The sequence below is a fragment of the Psychrobacter sp. CX18 genome (genome assembly GCF_057396215.1).
Genome location: NZ_JBXYJH010000040.1, coordinates 1 through 1729, shown reverse-complemented (window position 1 = coordinate 1729; position 1729 = coordinate 1). Strand labels below are relative to the sequence as shown.

Below are 1729 nucleotides of genomic sequence, written 5' to 3'. Positions count from 1 at the left end.
TATCTACTGTGATTGGTCCTGTATTTGCTGTAGCAGTATTACCCGCAGCATCACTGGTAGTTACTGTGACATCAGTGTATTCGCCTTCTGGTAGCACATAGTTACCTTCTGCGTTCTTAACGGCGTTAACTGTCGTGCCATCTGCTAAGGTACCAACCACTGAGTCAATGGTGTCGCCATTGTCATTAATGGTTAGGATACCGCTGTTGGTAATGCCATCGGTTGCATCGGTACCTGAGTCAGTGGCAAGTTTAATCGTCGGATCAGTAATAGAGCTGTCTACGGTAATGGCACCAGTGCTTGCTGTCGCTGTGTTACCTGCAGTGTCCACGGTGGTGACAGTGACATCAGTGTACTCGCCTTCTGGCAAGACATAGCTACCATCAACTAGGTCAATGGTTACTTCACTACCGTCCGCTTTGGTCGCTATCACTGATTGAATAGTATCGCCATTGTCGGTGATGCTTAAGGTGCCATCATTGGTAATATCATCATCTGTGACAGCGCCTGAATCAGTCGTTAGGCTAATAACAGGCTCATCAATTGCTTTATCTACTGTGATTGGTCCTGTATTTGCTGTAGCAGTATTACCCGCAGCATCACTGGTAGTTACTGTGACATCAGTGTATTCGCCTTCTGGTAGCACATAGTTACCTTCTGCGTTCTTAACGGCGTTAACTGTCGTGCCATCTGCTAAGGTACCAACCACTGAGTCAATGGTGTCGCCATTGTCATTAATGGTTAGGATACCGCTGTTGGTAATGCCATCGGTTGCATCGGCACCTGAGTCAGTGGCAAGTTTAATCGTCGGATCAGTAATAGTAGTATCAATGACTATTTCATTACTGCTTAAATCTTCAGTACTATTATTCGCAGAATCAATGATGGTTGCTACAACTTCATGATCACCTTCCGTAAGAGGTGTGAATTCCCCTGATACTGGCTCAGCAGTCTCAGTGTCTAAAGTCCATTCATTATTGGCATCCGGTATCACTTCATAAGTTGCACCACCAACAAATACCTGAAGAATATCGCCCTCTTCAAGGATTGCCGTTCCAGTAAGTATTGGAGTAGTGTCGTTTGTTTCAAGTTCGTCAACAGTTGGTGCATTACTAGGCTTTGTAGTATCAACTTGTGCACTCTCATCAACAGGCGCACTCTCGTTACCGGCTTTATCAGTAATCGTCGCAGTCACATCAAGAGTATCACCATCTACAGGAGCAGCTACTTTGGTGGTTACCTCACCGGCTGTGATAGCCTCTTCTGTTACTTCAACCTCAGTACCATTAATCGTGACGATGTCACCTGCTTCAACGCCTGCAGGTAGCCCAACGGTCACCTCAACGTTACCGTCTGTGTCAATCTCATCGGCAGTGATAAAGTCATCACCGTTACCAATGTCAACTTTGGTCGGTACTTTAGGTGCGGTAGTGTCTGTATCTGCACTGTCTGTCGCTTCGGCGCTTGGGTTGCCTGCTTCATCAGTGATGGTCGCGGTGACGTCAAGGGTGTCACCTTCGGCTGGGGCAGTCACTTTGGTGATGATTTCACCAGCTGTAATGTCGTCTGCTGTTAGGACGGTTTCAACGCCATTGACGGTCACGATGTTACCCGCTACCGCATCAGCTGGTAGACCAACGGTCACCTCAACCTTACCGTCTGCATCAATCTCATCAGCGGTGATAAACTCATCACCGTTACCGATCGTCACGGCAGTTGGTGCGTCTGG

1 protein-coding gene is annotated in these 1729 nt (G+C 47.4%); it reads right to left on the bottom strand.

Annotated features, from left to right (window positions below; all coding sequences use genetic code 11):
* The coding region (locus AC2SLT_RS13115; RefSeq protein ID WP_486548094.1) for a beta strand repeat-containing protein at window positions 1-1729 on the bottom strand (1729 nt) is incomplete at both ends.